Here is a 16464-nt window from a genome sequence, read left to right as displayed (position 1 = left end):
AAACGCCCCCGAGGAACAGCGCTAACCCCACGATGGATATCAGTCTTATCAGTCTGGTCGAGGTGCCTTTTGCATACGGTAAGCCACTGCGGCTGAATATGACTAACATCAGTTCAGGCAGTATTTTTCCCGTTGAACGTAATGGCCCGTACCGATGCGCCTGAAGGACTAATTAACCGCATTTATCGTAATGGCAATTACGTCACGCAAATGGATGCCGTTGGCCCGGATGTCTTTAAACTGACTATTCTTAACGCGAAAACAACGGCAGAACATATCGTGGGCGAAGAAACTGTCGAAACATGAATGGTGAAAGGCGTTATTTATCTGACCGAATAACCGGGGGGCAAAAAACAAAAGGGCAATAATATATTGCCCTTTGTAATCAATTAATCTTGATTACCACAACCACATCACGAAGGTATTTAGTCGTTATAGTACATCCAGTCCCAGCACATCCCGCATGTCAAATAGCCCATTTTTCTTCGTTTTTAGCCATAATGCCGATCGCAACGCGCCATTTGCAAACGTCATGCGGCTGGAAGCTTTATGCGTAATCTCTACGCGCTCGCCAATATCGGCAAACATCGCGGTATGTTCGCCGACGATGTCGCCCGCCCGAACGGTTGCAAAGCCAATCGTTCCCGGTACGCGCTCGCCGGTATAACCTTCACGCGAGTAGACCGCGCAGTCCTTCAGATCTTTATCCAGCGCCCCGGCGATTGCCTCGCCCATTGCCAGCGCCGTACCCGACGGTGCATCCACTTTATGGCGGTGGTGCGCTTCAATAATTTCAATATCGGTGTAGTCGCCCATTACCTTCGCGGCTTTCTCCAGCAGCTTGAGCATGACGTTAACGCCGACGCTAAAGTTTGCGGCGAAAACGATCGCAATCTCTTGCGACGCCTCGCGAATGGCCTGTTTACCGGCGTCGTCAAAGCCGGTAGTACCAATCACCATCCCTTTACCATGTTTACGGCAGAATGCCAGATGCGCCAGTGTGCCTTCAGGACGGGTAAAATCGACCAGAACATCGAAATCATCTTTGACCGACGCCAGATCGCTTTGAATGATGACGTCCGTTTTCCCCACGCCTGCCAGTTCGCCCGCATCGCTACCCAGCAATGAAGAGCCTTCGCGCTCCAGCGCGGCACCCAGCTGAACACCTTCCATCGCCATGGCGGCCTGGATTAACTGCCGTCCCATGCGGCCACCGGCGCCGACAATCGCAACGCGGATCTGTGCTTCATGCATAGCTATTCTCTTTTGTAAAAATTGCGTAAACCGTTTTCAGAGTAACCAGCGCGCCCGGAGGCCGCCATCTAAAATCGCCGATAATTAGAAATTAATGATAAACAGGGAGCGATATCAGTAAAAGACATGATTCATCCCGCAGGATGAATCATTGCTGGAGAGAATGAAAGAAGAGAAACTTACTCAGGATAGAGGGAACCGGCAGGAAAATGACTTAAAAACCAGGTCACTGCCAGTAAATCCGCGCTACCGCCAGGGCTTAAGTTACGCAGGATGAGTTCATCATCGAGGGACTGCATCGCTTCAATGCCCCCCTCAACCAATACGCCCCCTTGCCACAACAATTTTTGTGCCTGCTGCTGCACGTAGTAAAGCCCTTCCAGGCCTCCCCGTGACACCAGATTGGTATCATCATTCCACGCCATCAGATGCAACAATGTTTGCAGCAGGGCAAGATGGGTATCGTCATGCTCCTGCACGACCCGGTTAAACACCGGCAAAGCCTGCGTTCTGACGGTTCGAAAACCGCTTTCCGCTTCTCCCCGCGCGCCCGACAGGCCATAGCACTGGAAATGGGTTTCACTCTTTGTCAGTTTTCCCGCTTTTTTTGCTGAGAGCTCGTGGGCAACAATATTCCGACTCAGGCGGGCAACCTGGTCGCAGATACGATTTTGCTCCAACGGTTCTCCCCGCGCGAGAAGTCGGCCAATCGCTGCGCTCAGCAGGCCAAAAGCGAAAATCGCCCCGCGATGGGTATTCACACCATTGGTCGCCTGTAGCATATCGTTCTCACAGGCCATCCCCAGCGGACGCAGCATCACCAGGACATTTTCTGCCGCCAGCGCCGCCGTGTTGTTGCCCATGATAAAAAACTTTTCCATCCACGGAGCAATGGCGGTAGTGCTACGTTCAAATGCCGCCAGATCCATATCCCTATGCGCTCCCGAATTACGAATATCGACCAGACCGGGTTTTGGTGTCAGCCTGGCTTCCGTCAGCAGCGCTCTTGCAACCAACCCATTAAGTTCGCCAGCCGCCAGCGATGAGTACGCTGGCGTACGCCGTTCAGTCACAACGCTCACGTTCATAGCATTCAATCCTTCGTGCAATTTCATCCAACAAAAGGTCAAGGGTGTGATGCTTGCCCCGGGCACAGAGATGAGCATCCTGCTGGCATATCAAACATGGCCGGGCAGGATGCCCGAGTTCACGGCGTGATAGCGACTTACCGTCGCTATCAATAATGTCGATGTCCCAAAGCCGCCCTAACGGATGGCTCATCTCTAGTGTCGACATGTGCTGTTTCAACGCCATTGCCGGCGCACAGACCGCTGCCATCCATTCCGGGCCGCTGCGTTCATTTACCTGCATTTCCCAGACGTTGACCCACTCCTTCTGTTCGCAAAGCGCCAGTATTTCGGCAATTGCGTAATCGGCGACACGCCGCCAGACCGCTGAGTTTTTAACGGCGCCCGGTGCAACCAGCGTGAGGGAAATCAACGGTAGCCGATAGCAGTTCAACGCCTGACGCTGCCTGGCGGCACGTTTATCGCGCGCTTGTAGCATCTCCTCCAGCGTAACTGCCTGGCCCTGGTACAGCAGATCTGTGCTCTTCATCAGCCTTTAACCTGGCGAATCACGTCAATCACTGAACCGTCGCGATAACGCACCACCGCCACCACCCGATCGGTAAACTCAATCGGCTGCGGTTTACCGGTCAGTTGCTCAGCGCGCTGTTGCAGTTGTTCGATGGTCATCAGCGCCACACCCGCAGCACGCAGGTTATCAAGCAGATCCTGACGCGCAGGGTTCACTGCAATACCATGGTCGGTAACCAGCACATCAACGCTTGCCCCAGGCGTGACGGTGGTCAGCACTTTTTCCACCACGCATGGGATTCGGCCACGGACCAGCGGTGCGGTAATAATGGTGAGATCGGCCCCTGCTGCCGTATCGCTATGGCCGCCCGATGCGCCACGCAGTACGCCGTTTGAACCGGTCATCACGTTAACGTTGAAATTCACGTCAATTTCCAGTGCGCTCAGCATCACCACATTCAGGCGTTCGCATGCCGCGCCTTTAGAGGCGGGGTTCGCGTATTGATTGGTTGAGATTTCAATATGATGTGGATTCTGCGCCAGCGAACGGGCTGCATCGCCATCGAATGATTGCGTATCCAGCAGCGCTTTGATCAACCCTTTCTCATGCAGATCCACCATGGTGCCGGTGATCCCGCCCAGGCCAAAACTCGCCGTAATGTTGTGGCGACGCATTTTGTCTTCCAGGAAACGGGTGACCGCCAGAGATGCGCCACCGGTGCCGGTTTGCAGCGAGAAACCGTCACAAAAATAGCCCGAGTGTTCGATCACATTGGCCGCCTGCCGGGCGATCAACAGTTCACGCGGGTTACTGGACAGACGAATCGCGCCCGCGGTAATTTTTTCCGGATCCCCTACCTCATCCACCTGCACGATCAAATCAACCTGATCCTGCGCGATACTGGCCGGATAATTGGGGAATTCGACCCACTCTTCAGTCAGGAGCACCACACATTTAGCGTACTGCGCATCAACCTGCGCATACCCCAAAGAGCCGCAGCGTGACTTGCCGCTAAAACCGTTCGCATTACCAAATTCGTCGCAGCACGGCACGCCGAGGAAAGCGACATCAATATTCAGCTCACCGCTCTGAATCAGTTTTACGCGGCCACCGTGAGAGTGGATCTGTACCGGGTTTTCCATCAGGCCAGCGGAGATCTCTTCCCCTAACTTGCCGCGCAGCCCGGAGGTGTAAATCTGCCGCACCACGCCATTTTTAATGTGTTCGATAAGCGGCCAGTGGGCATCAATTAATGAGCTGGAGGCAAGCGTCAGATCGCGGAATCCCATTTCCGCCAGCTTCGCCATCACCATATTGACGACTTTGTCGCCACCACGAAACGCATGGTGGAAGGATATCGTCATGCCATTTTTAAGCCCGGAACGACGAATAGCCTCTTCAAGCGAGTCACAAATTTTACGCCGACGCTTTTCCGTTTCGCTGGCAAGCCACGGGCTGTTCGCTGTTACCCCCTGGTAGGGCTGTAATCCTTCCGGTACGACATATTGCTGGTTGAGCATGGTTACAGTCTCTTTCATGGTTCCTTCCTTAATCACGAATACCGGAAGCCGACAGCGCCACCACTTTGCGCGCGTGGTCGATAATCGGGCCGTCAATCATTTTGCCGTTGAGTGAAACGACGCCCAGACCGCGAGACTCAGCCTCTTCAGCGGCAGCAATCACCTCATACGCATGCTCAACTTCTTTACGTGTCGGAGAATAAGCCTGATGTAACAGCTCAATCTGACGTGGGTTCACTAAGGACTTACCGTTAAAACCAAGTCCTTTCGCCAACTGCACTTCCTTCAGGAAGCCTTCTTCATTATTGATATCCGACCAAACGACATCATAGGCGGCAATACCCGCAACGCGCGCCGCATGCAGCACTGCGCAGCGGGCGTAGAACAGCTCGGTGCCATCGCCCCGGCAGGTGCCCATATCCATCACGTAATCAAATGCCGCCAGCGCAATTGCCACCATGCGCGGGCTGGAGGTGGCGATGTCGACGGCATTGACCACGCCTTTCGCTGATTCGATCGCCGCCATCAGCCTGGTACTGCCGACTTCACGTCCACATTCACGTTCGATCCGTTCAACCTGCGCTTCCAGCTCCAGCACATCGTTTTTGCTGTCGGTTTTCGGCAGACGCACAATATCCGCGCCACCACGCACGACGGCCTCAAGATCGGCCAGACCAAACGGCGTGTTCAGTGGATTAATGCGCACCACTTTTTCAACATCCTGATAGAACGGTTGTTGAAGCGCGTGATGAACCAAAAGACGGGCGGTATCTTTCTCACGTAACGCTACGGCGTCTTCTAAGTCGAACATCACCGCGTCCGCACCATAGACAAACGAGGTGCTCAACATGGCCGCATTTGCGCCGGGGATAAACAACATACTGCGACGTGGTCTCATAACGCACTCCATTGAATTTCCGTTTGTTCTGCAGCGCGTAACGCCGCCGCCTGCACTCGGGCGCGTAAAATACACTCCAGTGCGCCTTTGTCATCGACGCTAACCAGCGCGCGTTCAACGCCCAGCTTCGCCAGCGTTTCGCGCACGACTTGCTCAATCGCCGCGCCAAACTGCTGCTTCACCAGACTCTCTAGCTCCAGCCGAATTCCTGGCTCGCTGGATGGACCAATCCTGATCATCACATCGCTGGATTCCAGCGTGCCTGCCAGGGCATCTTTAATGATTTTCATTAGTTATGTTCCTTGTTAACGGTGTTACGTCATATGGTTTCAGTGTGTCTGGCGGCATGCCGCTGCAGATATGCCAGGGTGCCAGCAGGCACCAGCGCGCTTATCGCCGGCCAATTACGTTCGCTATACAGTTTCCTGACGCGAGAGGCGGAAATAGCCGTGCCGTTTTTCTCCACCCGCGCCAGCTCGACGACCTCAATAACCGGGCCGCTGCGCTTCGGATCGTGTAAAATGTCGTGCATTCGCTGGTTATAGGCACAGGTCAGAGGACAAAACGGTTCACTGCCGACAAAACGATGGGTAATCCCCAGCGCTGGAGCCAGATGTTCACGGAAGAGTTGCAGATCGATCTGGCAATGGCAGTCGTCCACAACCCCTTTTTCTTTGAGGAAATAGCCGGGAAACGTCGCACGCGAGATCATATAAGCGGAGCCGGAATGCAACGTGACGTTGTCAATACCCGCGATTCCTTGTTCGATCAGCGCCCAACGGTCGGTATAGGAAAAAAATGAAGCATCTTCTTTGACCACAAACAGATGCAGCCAGTCACAGGCCGCAGCCGCTTGCTCCACCAGATAACGGTGGCCCAAGGTAAACGGATTGGCGTTCATGACGATGGCGCCGATCGTTTTTCCCGGTTGACGATAAAGCGCCAGTTGGCGACAAAAGCGCGCTAACCGTTCACTGCTGTTCTCCATTAACACCGCCAGCTGACCTGCCTGCGCAATGGGCCAAAACCCCGCGCCAGAAAACAGCAACCGATTTTGCGGCTTAGTGAACAGGAAAAGCTCGCTGCGGCTTAACTCGTAGGCCAATGTAAGCAACTCAGTCAGCAGTTTGAGGCTGAGCCCTTCCCCTTGTAAAACTGGGGAAACAGCGATGCATTTCAGTACGTTCCCGGCCAGCGAGCCGCATCCAACTATCTCACCCTGCCAATATGCGCCTACCGCGATTTCACAATCGTCTTCCAGGGCGAGTCCCTCGCCCTTCAGAAACATGGCGACCGACTCGCGACGCAATACATCCTTTTGCAAATAAATGCGTTTAAATATCAGATTCACTCTATTCAGCATCCGTCAGCAAATAACGCCGCATATTTCGCCAGTGTTTATATTATTCGTCTGGAATAGACATCACACTTTCCCCGCTGCCTTTATGACCTTTATAGTTTTTATTTCCTTAATTAATCAGAGTTAATAAAAACAATTAAATTAATTAAAAACACAACCATTCAGTGAAGATAGTCACATCTCACGGTTCATTGAATTTATTAGTATGCGCAGGTCTTGTTACCCATCAATACACAGGAAAATGTTTATGACCAACATGACCCAGGCTTCGGCTACGGAGAGAAAGGGGGCTAGCGATTTACTCAGATTCAAAATCTTTGGTATGCCGCTACCGCTTTATGCTTTTGCATTAATTACTTTATTACTTTCTCATTTTTATAATGCTATACCTACTGACTTAGTCGGTGGTTTTGCCCTTATGTTTGTGATGGGGGCCATTTTTGGTGAAATCGGCAAACGTTTACCGATCTTCAATAAATATATTGGCGGCGCACCGGTTATGATATTTCTGGTTGCAGCTTATTTTGTCTATGCTGGCATATTTACGCAGAAAGAAATTGATGCGATCAGCAACGTAATGGATAAAAGCAACTTCCTTAACCTGTTTATCGCGGTGTTGATCACAGGCGCTATCCTGTCGGTAAACCGTAAGCTGCTATTAAAATCACTGCTGGGCTATATCCCAACCATCCTCGCCGGGATCGTCGGCGCGTCCCTTTTCGGTATCGTCATTGGTCTGTGCTTCGGTATCCCGGTCGACCGTATCATGATGCTGTACGTTCTGCCGATTATGGGCGGTGGTAACGGCGCGGGCGCCGTGCCTCTGTCTGAAATTTATCACTCGGTTACCGGACGTTCTCGCGAAGAGTACTACTCAACGGCTATCGCCATTCTGACCATCGCAAACATCTTCGCCATTATTTTCGCTGCACTCCTCGATATGGTCGGTAAAAAATACACCTGGCTTAGCGGTGAAGGTGAGTTGGTTCGTAAGGCTTCCTTCAAAACCGAAGATGATGAAAAGGCCGGTCAGATTACCCATCGTGAAACGGCGGTTGGCATGGTGTTATCCACCACCTGCTTCCTGCTGGCCTATGTTGTTGCCAAGAAAATTCTGCCAAGCATCGGCGGCGTCTCTATTCACTACTTCGCCTGGATGGTTCTGATTGTTGCTGCGCTGAACGCATCAGGTCTTTGCTCACCGGAGATTAAAGCCGGGGCAAAACGTCTTTCTGACTTCTTCTCCAAACAACTGCTGTGGGTGTTGATGGTAGGTGTGGGTGTTTGCTACACCGATCTGCAAGAGATCATCGACGCCCTGACGTTCGCCAACGTCGTTATCGCCGCGATCATTGTGGTCGGCGCTGTCGTTGGCGCAGCTATCGGGGGCTGGTTGATTGGCTTCTACCCGATTGAATCATCCATTACTGCGGGTCTTTGTATGGCCAACCGCGGCGGCTCCGGCGATCTGGAAGTGCTCTCCGCCTGTAACCGTATGAACCTCATTTCATATGCACAAATTTCCTCTCGTCTGGGCGGCGGTATTGTGCTGGTTATCGCTAGCATCGTGTTCAGCATGATGGTGTAAAAAAACGCACGGCGGTGTCTTTGCCGCAAACGACCTGGAGAAAAGTAGAGGCCAAAGCCAGAGGTGGCCAAGGGAAATCCACTCTACTCCTTAGCCGGATTCACCAGGAAGGTTGTCGTCAAGGCCACCGTCGTGCCTCTCATTATGGAAAATGATTCATGAATGAAGCTGTACTACTGGGTGAAGGTTTCACCCTGATGTTTTTAGGGATGGGGTTCGTACTGAGCTTTCTGTTCCTGCTCATCTTTGCCATTCGCGGCATGTCTGCCGTGATTACTCGCTTCTTCCCGGAACCCGTCGCCGCGCCCGCACCGCGCGCCGTTCCCGTCGTGGACGACTTCACCCGCTTAAAGCCGGTGATTGCCGCCGCCATTCACCATCACCGCCTTAACGCTTAATTCCCGGAGGGATCCATGACTATTGCCATTACCGATGTCGTCCTGCGCGACGCCCACCAGTCCCTGTTTGCCACCCGTCTGCGTCTTGACGATATGCTGCCGATTGCCGCCGCGCTCGATGACGTGGGCTACGGGTCGCTGGAGTGCTGGGGCGGCGCCACCTTTGACGCCTGCATCCGCTTTCTTGGCGAAGACCCGTGGCTGCGCCTGCGCGAGCTGAAAAAAGCCATGCCGAAAACCCCGCTGCAGATGCTGCTGCGCGGGCAGAACCTGCTCGGCTACCGCCACTACGCCGATGACGTGGTGGAGCGCTTCGTCGAACGCGCCGTCAAAAACGGCATGGATGTGTTCCGCGTCTTCGATGCCATGAACGACCCGCGCAATATGAAAGCCGCACTGCAGGCGGTGCGCAGCCACGGCGCGCACGCCCAGGGCACGCTCTCCTACACCACCAGCCCGGCGCACACCCTGCAGACCTGGCTGGATTTAACGGAGCAACTGCTGGAAACCGGCGTTGACTCGATTGCCATCAAGGATATGTCCGGCATCCTGACGCCGATGGCGGCGTATGAACTGGTCAGCGAAATCAAAAAACGTTTTGAGGTGCGCCTGCACCTGCACTGTCACGCCACCACCGGGATGGCGGAGATGGCCCTGCTGAAGGCTATCGAGGCGGGCGTTGACGGCGTGGACACGGCGATTTCCTCCATGAGCGCCACCTACGGCCACCCGGCCACCGAGGCGCTGGTTGCCACGCTTGCCGGCACAAAATATGACACCGGGCTGGATATCCTGAAGCTGGAAAGCATCGCGGCGTACTTCCGCGAGGTGCGCAAAAAATATCACGCCTTTGAAGGCCAGCTGAAAGGCTACGACAGCCGCATTCTGGTGGCCCAGGTGCCGGGCGGAATGCTGACCAACCTCGAAAGCCAGCTGAAGCAGCAGAACGCGGCGGACAAACTCGACCTGGTGCTGGCGGAAATCCCCCGCGTGCGCGAGGACCTCGGTTTTATCCCGCTGGTGACCCCCACCTCGCAGATTGTCGGCACCCAGGCGGTGCTCAACGTCCTGACCGGCGAACGCTACAAAACCATTGCCAAAGAAACGGCGGGCATTCTGAAAGGCGAATACGGCCACACGCCGGTGCCGGTTAACGCCGCGTTACAGGCCCGCGTGCTGGAAGGGGCAGCCCCGGTGACCTGCCGTCCGGCGGATTTACTCAAACCGGAACTGGCTGAACTGGAAGCGGACGTCAGGCGCCAGGCGCAGGAGAAGGGCATCACTCTGGCGGGAAACGCCATCGACGACGTGCTCACCGTGGCGCTGTTCCCGCAAATCGGCCTCAAATTCCTTGAGAACCGCCACAACCCGGCGGCGTTTGAGCCGGTGCCGCAGGCGGAAGCCGCGCAGCCGGTGGCAAAAGCAGAGAAGCCGGCCACCTCCGGTATCTACACCGTCGAAGTGGAAGGCAAAGCCTTTGTGGTGAAGGTCAGCGACGGCGGCGATATCAGCCAGCTCACTGCTGCCACCCCGTCTTCCGCACCGGTTCAGGCAGCCGCCCCGGCAGGCGCAGGCACCCCGGTCACCGCCCCGCTGGCGGGGAATATCTGGAAGGTGATTGCCGCTGAAGGCCAGACGGTGGCCGAAGGCGATGTGCTGCTGATTCTGGAAGCCATGAAGATGGAGACCGAAATCCGCGCCGCGCAGGCCGGCACCGTCCGCGGTATCGCGGTGAAGTCCGGGGACGCCGTCTCCGTCGGCGACACCCTGATGACGCTGGCGTAAGGACGAGGAGCGGAAATGGAAAGTCTGAACGCCCTGCTTCAGGGCATGGGGCTGATGCACCTCGGCATCGGCCAGGCCATCATGCTGCTGGTCAGCCTGCTGCTGCTGTGGCTGGCGATTGCGAAAAAGTTCGAACCGTTACTGCTGCTGCCGATTGGCTTCGGCGGCCTGCTCTCCAACATCCCGGAAGCGGGCATGGCGCTGACCGCGCTGGAAAGCCTGCTGGCGCATCACGACGCCGGGCAGCTGGCGGTGATTGCCGCGAAGCTGAACTGCGCGCCGGACGTGCACGCGATTAAAGAGGCATTAGCGCTGGCGCTGCCGTCGGTGCAGGGACAGATGGAGAACCTGGCGGTGGACATGGGCTACACGCCGGGGGTGCTGGCGCTGTTCTACAAAGTGGCGATTGGCTCCGGCGTCGCGCCGCTGGTCATCTTTATGGGCGTCGGCGCGATGACCGACTTCGGCCCGCTGCTGGCCAACCCGCGCACCCTGCTGCTCGGCGCGGCGGCGCAGTTCGGCATCTTCGCCACCGTGCTGGGGGCGCTGACGCTGAACTACTTCGGCCTGATTTCCTTCACCCTGCCGCAGGCGGCGGCCATCGGCATTATCGGCGGCGCGGACGGCCCGACGGCGATTTATCTGTCGGGCAAGCTGGCGCCGGAGCTGCTGGGGGCCATCGCGGTGGCGGCGTACTCGTATATGGCGCTGGTGCCGTTAATCCAGCCACCGATTATGCGCGCGCTGACCAGCGAGAAAGAGCGGAAAATCCGCATGGTGCAGCTGCGCACGGTGAGTAAGCGGGAAAAAATCCTCTTCCCGGTGGTGCTGCTCATGCTGGTGGCGCTGCTGCTGCCGGACGCCGCGCCGCTGCTGGGGATGTTCTGCTTTGGCAATCTGATGCGTGAAAGCGGCGTGGTGGAGCGTCTGAGCGACACGGTACAGAACGGGCTGATTAATATCGTCACCATTTTCCTCGGGCTGTCGGTGGGCGCGAAGCTGGTCGCGGACAAGTTCCTGCAGCCGCAGACGCTGGGCATTCTGCTGCTGGGTGTGATTGCCTTTGGTATCGGGACGGCGGCCGGGGTACTGATGGCGAAGCTGCTGAACCTGTGCAGTAAGAACAAAATCAACCCGCTTATCGGTTCGGCGGGGGTGTCGGCGGTACCGATGGCGGCCCGCGTATCGAACAAAGTGGGGCTGGAGTCGGACCCGCAGAACTTCCTGCTGATGCACGCGATGGGCCCGAACGTGGCGGGGGTGATTGGCTCGGCGATAGCCGCCGGGGTGATGCTCAAGTACGTGCTGGCGATGTAATAGTGGATGGGATACGCATGTCGTATCCCATTTTCATCCAAATTTTTTCTGAAAGAAAAGTAAGTATGAACTGGTTCAGGTTCCGGTGATGCCGAATGCAAGAAAATACCGTAATTAAATATCTAAATACCAATATGTTTATACGGGAAATTACACACTGGTTTGCCAGACGCTCGTTTCAAAACCGGATATTTCTACTGATCCTGTTTACATCCACCATCGTGATGCTGGCAATCACCTGGTATCTGACCGATATCACGAAAGAGCGCCTGCATTATCAGGTGGGCCAACGTGCGCTTATTCAGGCAATGCAAATATCCGCTATGCCAGAATTAGTTGAAGCCGTAGAGGCGCATGATTTGCCACGCATCAAAGCGCTGATTGACCCAATGCGCTCGTTTTCGGACGCGACTTACATTACCGTTGGCAACGAAAAAGGTCAGCGACTGTATCACGTCAACCCGAATGAGATCGGCAAATATATGGAGGGCGGCGATAGCGACGACGCGCTGTATAACGCTAAAAGCTACGTATCGGTGCGTAAAGGTTCATTAGGCTCTTCCTTACGTGGTAAATCCCCGATTCAGGACAGTACCGGTAAAGTCATCGGTATTGTTTCCGTTGGCTATACTCTGGAACAGTTGGAGAGCTGGCTTAACTTACAAATCAGCTCGTTGCTGTTCCCGATGGCGATACTGTTGCTGGTGCTGTTGTACTGCGCCCGCCGCTTCTCGCTGCATATTAAAAAGCAGATGCTTAACATGGAGCCGCAGCAGCTTTCACAACTATTAATTCAGCAAAGCGTGTTATTTGAGTCGGTATTTGAAGGGTTGATCGCCATTGACTCCCATCACCGTATTACCGCCATTAACCAAACGGCTCGCCGCTTACTGAATCTGAGCCAACCGGAGTCTGAACTCATTGGCTATGCAATCCACCATATCGTGTTGCCGGAGGCTTTTTTTTACGATGCGCCGCAAAAAAATAAAAAAGATGAGATCGTCACCTTTAACCAAATGAAAGTCATCGCCAGTCGCATGGCGGTCATTATTGACAACCAGCCTCAGGGCTGGGTTATTAGCTTTCGCAACAAAGACGATATCAATACACTCAGCCTGCAGTTAAGTCAGGTGCGGCAATACGCCGATAACCTGCGCGCCGTGCAGCATGAGCATCGCAACCTTATTTCCACCATTGCCGGACTGCTGTTCCTGAAGCGCTACGATAATGCGCTGGCGCTGATTCAACAGCAATCGGAAAGCCACCAGAAAGTACTCGATTTTATTTCCCATAATTTCCGCGACCACCACCTTGCGGGGCTATTAATCGGTAAATATTATCGGGCAAAAGAGCTGGGGCTGGAGCTGATTTTCGATCCTTCAAGCTTTGTTGAACACCTGCCGTCATCGCTCTCGCATAATGAATGGATTTCGATTGTTGGCAATTTATTGGACAACGCCTATAACGCCACCCTGCTCAATCGCGAAGGCTCGCGACAAATTGAGTGCCTGATCAACAGCGAAGGTAATGAAGTCATTATTGAAGTTGCCGATCAGGGATGTGGTATTGACGAAAATATCCGCCAGCATATTTTCGAGCGTGGAGTGACCACCCACAACAACGGCGATCACGGAATTGGATTATGGTTGGTGCACAGCTACGTCAAGCAGGCCAATGGTGACATTATCGTCGATAACAATAATCCTTTTGGCACCATTTTTACCCTCTATATCCCTTTTACCAGAGAAGAATAACATGGATAGCATTACGACACTCATCGTTGAAGACGAACCGATGCTAGCGGAAATCCTGGTGGACACCATCAAGCTTTTTCCCCAGTTTTCAATCGTCGGCATCGCAGACAAACTGGAAAGTGCAAAGAAGCAAATACGCCTCTATCAACCACAGTTAATTCTATTGGATAATTTTTTACCCGATGGCAAAGGGATCGATTTAATTCGTCATACCATCAGCACCAACTACACGGGGCGAATTATTTTCATTACCGCCGACAATCATATGGATACCATCAGCGATGCCTTACGCATGGGCGTATTCGATTATCTGATTAAGCCGGTACATTATCAGCGCCTGCAGCATACCCTGGAGCGGTTCACCCGTTACCGCAGTTCGTTACGTTCCAGTGAGCAGGCAAACCAGACGCACGTTGATGCCTTATTTAATATCCAGGCCAAAGAACAAACCGCAGAACCGAATAGCGGACTGCGGGGAATTGATGAAAACACCTTCAACCGGGTACGACAAATATTCGCCGACCCGCAGGCAGTACATACAGCAGACACTCTGGCACAAATTCTGGGCAGCAGTAAAACCACTGCCCGACGCTATCTGGAACAAGGCGTGAAAAATAACTTTCTCGAAGCGGAGATCAGCTACGGGAAAGTGGGCAGGCCGGAGAGACTCTATCGCGGCAAAGTATGAGATTATGGCGCCAACATGTAATTACGGCGCACAGGCAAACACCTCAGCCACCCACTGACGAAAACCGTCCACATCCAGCGCCAGCGCCACCTGCGCGTTGGCGGGCTGCCCCAAACGCCCTTCAATATCCACCACCGTGGTACCGGCGGTATATTGCCCCTGCGTTTCTACGGCCACAAAACAGGATTGCAGGGTAAAAAGCTCCGGACGCACCAGCCAGGCGATCGCGCAGAGATCGTGCATCCGCAGACCGCTTTGCATACTGCCGCTGCGGTAATGGCTGAACAATGCATGCAGCATGCCGCCGGTTTTATTAAGCGCAGGAAGCGTAGCCAGATACTCCGGCGTCAACACGGCCTGATTGGTGACGTCCAGCCCACACATCACAATCTCAATGCCGCTACGAAATACGTGGGCGGCGGCTTCCGGATCGACAGCAATGTTAAATTCAGCATTAGGCGTAAAATTGCCGCGCCCTGCGGAACCGCCCATAATCACCAGCCGGTGAATGTTGAAGCGGCACTCCGGATAGTGCATCAGTAGCAACGCAATATTGGTCAATGGCCCTATCGCCACCAATGTCATGGGCTCCGGGGCGTTCATCAGCACATCCCGGATAGCGATAAACGCTGGCTTCGCCAACGGTTGGCGCTGATGGTCGACAAAATCATAGCCTTCCATGCCGGATTCGCCGTGGACGTATGCCGCATCGCGTAACGGACGCAGCAGCGGCGTCGCGGCTCCCTGGGCAAGTGGCACATCGGCGTCCCAGAAATGCAGGAGCTGTAAGCCGTTACGGGTGGTTTTTTCGACCGAAACGTTGCCGGCAACGGTGGTCATCAGTTGCAGATCCAGCTCGGGGGCAAACAGCGCAGCGGCAATCGCGGCGGCGTCATCAATGCCTGGATCGGTATCAAGAATAATGTGTAGGGATGCTGCCATTAACGCTCTCCTGACCTATTGTTTTATATCTTCATACTCAGCGCGACTGATACAGGTATCAGGCACATCGTCATCCGTCACCAGACGCGGACTTAGCTTATTACCTTCGACAAACGGAACTAATGGGCAAAAACGCCCTGGCGATGCTTTGTTTTCCTGCCACTGAATCTCAAGCGATTCGGGCTCAGCGCCGGGTTTTTCTGCCTGAATCACGGTACGAACATTACCGGTTAGCCAAAAAGGTTGACACGTCTCATCAAGGCTAAAAGGCGGCGTCAAATGACCATTTTTACGTACTAGCGGATAAATAATACGCCCATCAGCGTAGGAAGGTATCATGTAGCAGTTATACATTTTGCCTTTACTGATCACAGGCTGAAAATAGCTTTCACCGCGATCGATCAGTTCAATCGTTTTTCCTTTCCAGCGATACACATTGACGCCATGACTGCAGCAACCACCGCGCCAATAGCTAACAATCTGTTTATGTTCAGCATCGATCTCTGGTGAAGTGATTTCCTGATAAGACGCTGGCGCATCAACATAACGCTGTTTGGCGGGGTCATAGAGCCATGTTTGTTCTGGAGCATTCGGCCCTGCAAGTAGCTCTGTTACAATCGACAGATCCGGGTAGCCATCAAAATTGACATCCCCCCATTGAGGCATAAACGGGCTACAAGTGCCCACCGAGGCGGTATCTAAGGTCTGTATGAGTTTACCATCACGGTATAATTTTATCGCCGAAATGGCCGGCGTATTGCCGCAATCAATCTCTTTGGAAGGGTCGTAACCCCCTGCATCATTCGTGTTCGTGACCAGCACAATATCAGGGGAGTTTTTAGGTTTGAGGTAGATAAGGGCAACAGGAAAATGTCGTTTTTTATCTGCGGAAGTCCATTCGCCTTTAATCTCACTGCTGGAGATTTCCGCATTCCAGTAACCCGAAAGCGCCTTTACGCGTTCTTCAAGATGCACCTCTTTATCCTGGAGTGAGCCGCGTAGAGCAATCGCTGCCTTGTGCTGATTGCAAGGTTCATAGCAGTAATACCCATAAAGCGTGTTACCAAATCGCGTGATATTAACGTTTACCGGTTTCCCCGCGATAGTTCCGGTATAGTTTCGCTCCCAGGCGGGTAGCTCCAGCACCGTGGCGCTTGTCGCGTCCATCCAAAAGCCGATGGCGAGTAACGTTGCCAATCCATATTTTATTTTGCCCATTTCCCTTATCCCTGTAGGCATTACACCCCAAAAACCAGCAACGATTGTGCTGGTTTTTCAGATGAATAGCAAAAAGGTGGGGCATTAGCAACGGATGACGACTACGCCTTATTCTTCCTGTCGCCCATTGAATATCAAAAGAA

Annotated in this window: 16 protein-coding genes; 7 read left to right on the top strand and 9 right to left on the bottom strand. The window is 53.9% G+C overall.

Features of this window, described 5'->3' with window-relative positions; genetic code table 11:
- Nucleotides 1-132: 132 nt before the first annotated feature.
- Nucleotides 133-306, top strand: a complete 174-nt coding sequence (locus NA624_RS05300) for a hypothetical protein (RefSeq protein WP_164177341.1) — start codon at nucleotides 133-135, stop codon at nucleotides 304-306.
- A gap of 126 nt (nucleotides 307-432) precedes the next feature.
- On the opposite strand, the gene dapB is transcribed toward NA624_RS05300, so the two are convergent.
- The 7 genes from dapB to citC all read right to left on the bottom strand — a co-directional run bounded on the left by dapB (nucleotide 433) and on the right by citC (nucleotide 6634).
- Nucleotides 433-1254 carry a 4-hydroxy-tetrahydrodipicolinate reductase gene (gene dapB / locus NA624_RS05295; protein ID WP_000544044.1) on the bottom strand — a complete coding sequence of 274 codons (822 nt, stop codon included), beginning with the start codon at nucleotides 1252-1254 and terminating at the stop codon, nucleotides 433-435.
- A 179-nt stretch (nucleotides 1255-1433) separates the two neighbouring features.
- Entirely contained in the window at nucleotides 1434-2342 is a 909-nt protein-coding gene (citG, locus tag NA624_RS05290) for a triphosphoribosyl-dephospho-CoA synthase CitG (protein WP_001103238.1), read from the bottom strand.
- The gene (citX, locus tag NA624_RS05285) at nucleotides 2320-2871 is read right to left on the bottom strand and encodes a citrate lyase holo-[acyl-carrier protein] synthase (protein ID WP_000842877.1); all 552 of its coding nucleotides are present in this window, start codon (nucleotides 2869-2871) and stop codon (nucleotides 2320-2322) included. The genes citG and citX overlap by 23 nt, the downstream gene beginning before the upstream one ends.
- On the bottom strand, nucleotides 2871-4391 hold the full coding sequence (gene citF, locus NA624_RS05280) for a citrate lyase subunit alpha (protein WP_000665573.1): 1521 nt from the start codon (nucleotides 4389-4391) through the stop codon (nucleotides 2871-2873). The genes citX and citF overlap by 1 nt, the downstream gene beginning before the upstream one ends.
- Before the next feature lie 10 nt (nucleotides 4392-4401).
- Entirely contained in the window at nucleotides 4402-5271 is an 870-nt protein-coding gene (citE, locus tag NA624_RS05275; RefSeq protein ID WP_001247815.1) for a citrate (pro-3S)-lyase subunit beta, read from the bottom strand.
- Entirely contained in the window at nucleotides 5268-5561 is a 294-nt protein-coding gene (citD, locus tag NA624_RS05270; protein ID WP_000691461.1) for a citrate lyase acyl carrier protein, read from the bottom strand. The genes citE and citD overlap by 4 nt, the downstream gene beginning before the upstream one ends.
- A gap of 29 nt (nucleotides 5562-5590) precedes the next feature.
- Entirely contained in the window at nucleotides 5591-6634 is a 1044-nt protein-coding gene (citC, locus tag NA624_RS05265) for a [citrate (pro-3S)-lyase] ligase (protein ID WP_000934792.1), read from the bottom strand.
- Between the two features lie 244 nt (nucleotides 6635-6878).
- Between citC and citS the strand changes: the two genes are divergently transcribed.
- The 6 genes from citS (at nucleotide 6879) to citB (ending at nucleotide 14161) form a co-directional block, all read left to right on the top strand.
- Nucleotides 6879-8219, top strand: coding sequence for a citrate/sodium symporter CitS (gene citS / locus NA624_RS05260; protein ID WP_000183608.1), 1341 nt, complete (start codon nucleotides 6879-6881; stop codon nucleotides 8217-8219).
- A 158-nt stretch (nucleotides 8220-8377) separates the two neighbouring features.
- Complete coding sequence (locus NA624_RS05255; RefSeq protein ID WP_001001155.1) at nucleotides 8378-8617, top strand: oxaloacetate decarboxylase subunit gamma; 240 nt, start codon at nucleotides 8378-8380, stop codon at nucleotides 8615-8617.
- A gap of 15 nt (nucleotides 8618-8632) precedes the next feature.
- Nucleotides 8633-10402 carry a sodium-extruding oxaloacetate decarboxylase subunit alpha gene (gene oadA / locus NA624_RS05250; protein WP_439040251.1) on the top strand — a complete coding sequence of 590 codons (1770 nt, stop codon included), beginning with the start codon at nucleotides 8633-8635 and terminating at the stop codon, nucleotides 10400-10402.
- A gap of 15 nt (nucleotides 10403-10417) precedes the next feature.
- Entirely contained in the window at nucleotides 10418-11719 is a 1302-nt protein-coding gene (locus tag NA624_RS05245) for an oxalacetate decarboxylase subunit beta (RefSeq protein WP_000444904.1), read from the top strand.
- A 134-nt stretch (nucleotides 11720-11853) separates the two neighbouring features.
- Nucleotides 11854-13473 (top strand): citrate sensor histidine kinase CitA, encoded by a 1620-nt coding sequence (citA, locus tag NA624_RS05240; protein ID WP_001563099.1) that lies wholly within the window; start codon nucleotides 11854-11856, stop codon nucleotides 13471-13473.
- A 1-nt stretch (nucleotide 13474) separates the two neighbouring features.
- Nucleotides 13475-14161 (top strand): citrate response regulator transcription factor CitB, encoded by a 687-nt coding sequence (gene citB / locus NA624_RS05235; protein WP_000377415.1) that lies wholly within the window; start codon nucleotides 13475-13477, stop codon nucleotides 14159-14161.
- Nucleotides 14162-14182: 21 nt separating this feature from the next.
- Here the strand turns inward: citB and rihC are convergent, their stop codons facing one another.
- Nucleotides 14183-15103: a ribonucleoside hydrolase RihC gene (rihC, locus tag NA624_RS05230; protein WP_000741408.1), complete on the bottom strand. Its 921-nt coding sequence runs from the start codon at nucleotides 15101-15103 to the stop codon at nucleotides 14183-14185.
- Nucleotides 15104-15118: 15 nt separating this feature from the next.
- Nucleotides 15119-16321, bottom strand: coding sequence for an XAC2610-related protein (locus tag NA624_RS05225; protein WP_000516311.1), 1203 nt, complete (start codon nucleotides 16319-16321; stop codon nucleotides 15119-15121).
- Nucleotides 16322-16464: the final 143 nt, after the last annotated feature.

This window comes from Salmonella sp. NW38 (assembly GCF_051807745.1).
In the GTDB taxonomy this organism is placed as follows: domain Bacteria; phylum Pseudomonadota; class Gammaproteobacteria; order Enterobacterales; family Enterobacteriaceae; genus Salmonella; species Salmonella enterica.
The sequence above is the reverse complement of the archived record's forward strand: the minus strand, read 5'-3'. Positions and strand labels throughout refer to the sequence as shown.

Excerpts from the sequence above, each read along its gene's own strand:
- citG (WP_001103238.1), bottom strand. The coding sequence starts at position 2,342 with ATGAACGTGAGCGTTGTGACTGAACGGCGTACGCCAGCGTACTCATCG.
- NA624_RS05255 (WP_001001155.1), top strand. The coding sequence starts at position 8,378 with ATGAATGAAGCTGTACTACTGGGTGAAGGTTTCACCCTGATGTTTTTA.
- citA (WP_001563099.1), top strand. The coding sequence starts at position 11,854 with ATGTTTATACGGGAAATTACACACTGGTTTGCCAGACGCTCGTTTCAA.
- citB (WP_000377415.1), top strand. The coding sequence starts at position 13,475 with ATGGATAGCATTACGACACTCATCGTTGAAGACGAACCGATGCTAGCG.
- NA624_RS05245 (WP_000444904.1), top strand. The coding sequence starts at position 10,418 with ATGGAAAGTCTGAACGCCCTGCTTCAGGGCATGGGGCTGATGCACCTC.
- citC (WP_000934792.1), bottom strand. The coding sequence starts at position 6,634 with ATGCTGAATAGAGTGAATCTGATATTTAAACGCATTTATTTGCAAAAG.
- citF (WP_000665573.1), bottom strand. The coding sequence starts at position 4,391 with ATGAAAGAGACTGTAACCATGCTCAACCAGCAATATGTCGTACCGGAA.
- citX (WP_000842877.1), bottom strand. The coding sequence starts at position 2,871 with ATGAAGAGCACAGATCTGCTGTACCAGGGCCAGGCAGTTACGCTGGAG.
- citE (WP_001247815.1), bottom strand. The coding sequence starts at position 5,271 with ATGAGACCACGTCGCAGTATGTTGTTTATCCCCGGCGCAAATGCGGCC.
- NA624_RS05225 (WP_000516311.1), bottom strand. The coding sequence starts at position 16,321 with ATGGGCAAAATAAAATATGGATTGGCAACGTTACTCGCCATCGGCTTT.
- oadA (WP_439040251.1), top strand. The coding sequence starts at position 8,633 with ATGACTATTGCCATTACCGATGTCGTCCTGCGCGACGCCCACCAGTCC.
- rihC (WP_000741408.1), bottom strand. The coding sequence starts at position 15,103 with ATGGCAGCATCCCTACACATTATTCTTGATACCGATCCAGGCATTGAT.
- citS (WP_000183608.1), top strand. The coding sequence starts at position 6,879 with ATGACCAACATGACCCAGGCTTCGGCTACGGAGAGAAAGGGGGCTAGC.
- dapB (WP_000544044.1), bottom strand. The coding sequence starts at position 1,254 with ATGCATGAAGCACAGATCCGCGTTGCGATTGTCGGCGCCGGTGGCCGC.
- citD (WP_000691461.1), bottom strand. The coding sequence starts at position 5,561 with ATGAAAATCATTAAAGATGCCCTGGCAGGCACGCTGGAATCCAGCGAT.